This window comes from Aquipseudomonas alcaligenes NBRC 14159, from assembly GCF_000467105.1.
In the GTDB taxonomy this organism is placed as follows: Bacteria; Pseudomonadota; Gammaproteobacteria; order Pseudomonadales; family Pseudomonadaceae; genus Aquipseudomonas; species Aquipseudomonas alcaligenes.
In genome coordinates, this window is sequence record NZ_BATI01000084.1 from 1 (window position 1) to 2,850 (window position 2,850).

Annotated in this window: 3 protein-coding genes and 1 pseudogene; 1 reads left to right on the forward strand and 3 read right to left on the reverse strand. The window is 55.5% G+C overall.

Features of this window, described 5'->3' with window-relative positions:
* From PA6_RS24105 to PA6_RS22055, 3 genes and pseudogenes are all read right to left on the reverse strand, one after another.
* Positions 1 to 192: hypothetical protein (locus PA6_RS24105; protein ID WP_217997233.1), on the reverse strand; the 192-nt coding region annotated here is incomplete at its 3' end.
* 100 nt (positions 193 to 292) lie between these two features.
* Positions 293 to 400: pseudogene (locus PA6_RS24400) on the reverse strand (helix-turn-helix domain-containing protein); the annotation flags it as partial.
* A gap of 422 nt (positions 401 to 822) precedes the next feature.
* Positions 823 to 1,602: a COG4705 family protein gene (locus PA6_RS22055; protein ID WP_021218897.1), complete on the reverse strand. Its 780-nt coding sequence runs from the start codon at positions 1,600 to 1,602 to the stop codon at positions 823 to 825.
* Positions 1,603 to 2,419: 817 nt separating this feature from the next.
* On the opposite strand from PA6_RS22055, the gene PA6_RS22060 reads away from it, so the two are divergent.
* On the forward strand, positions 2,420 to 2,850 hold a 431-nt coding region (locus PA6_RS22060), incomplete at its 3' end, for a DUF2813 domain-containing protein (protein WP_021703178.1).

The following is a 2,850-nucleotide window of genomic DNA, read 5'->3' on the forward strand; positions in this document are numbered from 1 at the left end:
CCTTAACTGAAGTGCCACCCTAGCGTAGTCATGCTTGTAAAACCACGCAGAGTGCTTTTCTTTACCGTCCTTCAGATAAAGCACACGGTACCGAGGCGCAGAAATTGGCGCCTGCATGGCAGTTCGAAGGCGATCACGCTCAATGCGAGCAGACAAAGCCAATTTTGCGCGTAGCGCGGATTGAGCATCCATCATTATCCCTTAACGAGCTTCGTAATACCTATGCTGGCAGGTATGCGTAGCTTGATAAGGTAGTGTGGAACGGAAAAAGTTCACCCCTTGATCATTCGCCCTACTCATTAAGATCAGCGAGCCGAAACCCTACGCCTCGAATAGTATGTAGCAAGGGCGTGCCGAATGGCTTGTCTAGCGTTTGCCGAAGCTTATGGATCTGAGGCCTGGAACACCACAGCTCGCAAATATAAGCATTATCGTTTGCTAGGCAGCTCCCAACTTTGTGTCAAATCATGGCCGCGAGGATCGGCCAATACGGGGGGGGCGCCCTCAATTACTGGTGCTGCCTACACCTAGGTTGCCGGGCAAGCCCACTCGCCCGGGTTGGCGAGCAGTGGGCTCAGCTGCTGCGGTGGTTGGTGAATGAGCCCTGTAGGCGACTCACATACACGCTGGATAAAGTTGTCGGTGAACAGCAGCTTGCCGGACACGTAGTATTCGTTTGGCCGCAGGTTGGAATTTCAATCTTCGTGCTCAGCCGGGCAGCCAACCACTGTTAGCCATTCAAGTAATGATCAACGTGGCAATCGACTGTCCGAACTGGAATGACAACAGGCTGGCGGCATTCTCGCCGCCAGCCTTCCCAAGTCACCTGCCTGCTTGGACCCGTGGGCGATCGCGCCAGCTCAGGTAGCACACCAGTGCAATGATGATGACGGCGAACACCTCGCTGGTTCCGACCGTTCCAAGCCCCAACCCGCCTTTCTTGGCTGAGTGCGATAGCCAGTCGCCCACGGATGCTCCGAACGGCCGTGTGAGCACATAGGCGACCCAGAAGGCCGTCACGACATCCAGGCGGAAGAAATAGTGGGCGATCGCCACAGCGAGGATGCACCCGGCGAAGAATAGGGCCGAGATCGCGTAGCCCAGCTTCAGCTCTTCCGCGACTAAGTCACCGGCGGCGGTTCCGAGCGCGAAGGTCATCAGGATCGCCGTCCAATAGAAGAACTCCCTCCGCCCCGGGTAAATGGCCAGGATCGACAGGGTCTTCTCCTGGGCGAACCAGAGCACAAAGGTCAGTACCAGCAGTACGCTGAACACCGCGGTGGTGGTGGTCAGCGCCACACCATAGGTGTCCACCAGGCTGTCGGTAACCAGAGTCCCGAAGATGCTCACCTGCACCACCGCCAACCAGTACTTCCAGGGCACGTAGTGCTCGCTGCGCAACTGGATGAACATGACCGCCACCAGCAACGCCCCCATGATCAAGGAGGTCAGCGGTAGCCCGAAATGCAGTTTGAAGATCAGGAAGTCAGCCCCCGTCTCCCCAACCGTGGTCGACAGGATCTTGATCACCCAAAACACCAGTGCCACCACTGGAACCTTGTTCTGCAGGGCATCGGCCCAATCACTATTGTCCACTCGCATGCTGGAGCCTCCGTGTTGTCGTTGTTCGAGGCTCGCCGGGATGCGTGTACACCCACCGCCTTTGCCAAGAAATGCGAAGGAGGTTAGAGGCGAAGGTGTGAAGTGCCTGTCAAGTGCACGTGAAGTTTTCGTTGGCCTGGCAACATTACGCGGGAGGAGCGATCTGCTGTCCTGAACAAAACTCGGCAGGTCCGCCCAGCGAGGGAAATAAAAGCAGCCTTACCAGTCTTCGAGCAGGAGTCGTTAGTCAGTGAGACCAAGAAGCAGGTGCTGTCGCCACTTCGCTCGATAGCTCAGAAGCCGAGGGAGTGATAGTCCAGCGTCCGCTATTGGCCGATTCTGTTGAAAAAGTCCCGTCGCAATTTTTCCCCATGAAAGAGCGTGAGCGACGTTGAAATCTGGCTTGCTCAGAAGGAAGAGCTGTCTTGGTTTTTACGTAGCAACACCGAAATCGAGTGCTTTCTGAGCTACCAAAACGCAGCTCGCTCAGAAACCGACTTTTTCAACAGAATCGGCCGTAAAGGGACATCCCGTAGAGGACAGCTAGGGACTAACAGTGGCATTCCAGCGCCTACGAATTATGGGGCGATTCAGCAGCTAGAGCGGCCACAATCCAGCTGCTTACGAAACAGCCTCTGATCGGACTGCAGCTTCGCCAGACAGGCATATTTGATACTGCAAGCTGGCTCATTCCTGACTTATGCTTCAGAGAGCTACTTCTTCGGGACGAACAAGAGCGGCTGTAGGATGTGCCATCCGCTAGCCTGCGGCCCCGAAGAAAACGAACAACAAGATTAGTCAGAAGGGAATCTGAGCGATGAGGCTGAGCAATCTGCTTATCAGTAACTTCCAGTCCTTTGGGCCGGCAGCGGAGGAGATCTCGTTCGAAGATGTTACCTACCTCCTAGGCCCTAATGGTGCAGGGAAAACAGCCGCGCTGCAGGCACTCTGCCGGATGTTTTCAGTTGATCCCAGCTTACGCCGAATCCGCCGTTCAGACTTTCACGTCCCTGCCACTGAAGCGAAGCAGCCCGAGCAGCGTCATCTGTGGCTTGAAGCAGATTTTACGTTTGAGGAAACACTCGAGGACGATGATAACGACACTGTGCCGCCGTTCTTCGGGCAAATGGCAATGCGCGAGGTGGGAGGGACCCCTTGGATACGCTTTCGCCTAGAGGCAACACTGTACGAGGATGGGGAGATTGAAGAGCAATTTCTCTTCGTCACCAAGACGGACGAGAATGACGT

What these genes read in the sequence shown, in the direction of transcription:
- PA6_RS22055 (WP_021218897.1), bottom strand. Translation starts at nt 1,602, where the DNA reads ATGCGAGTGGACAATAGTGATTGGGCCGATGCCCTGCAGAACAAGGTT.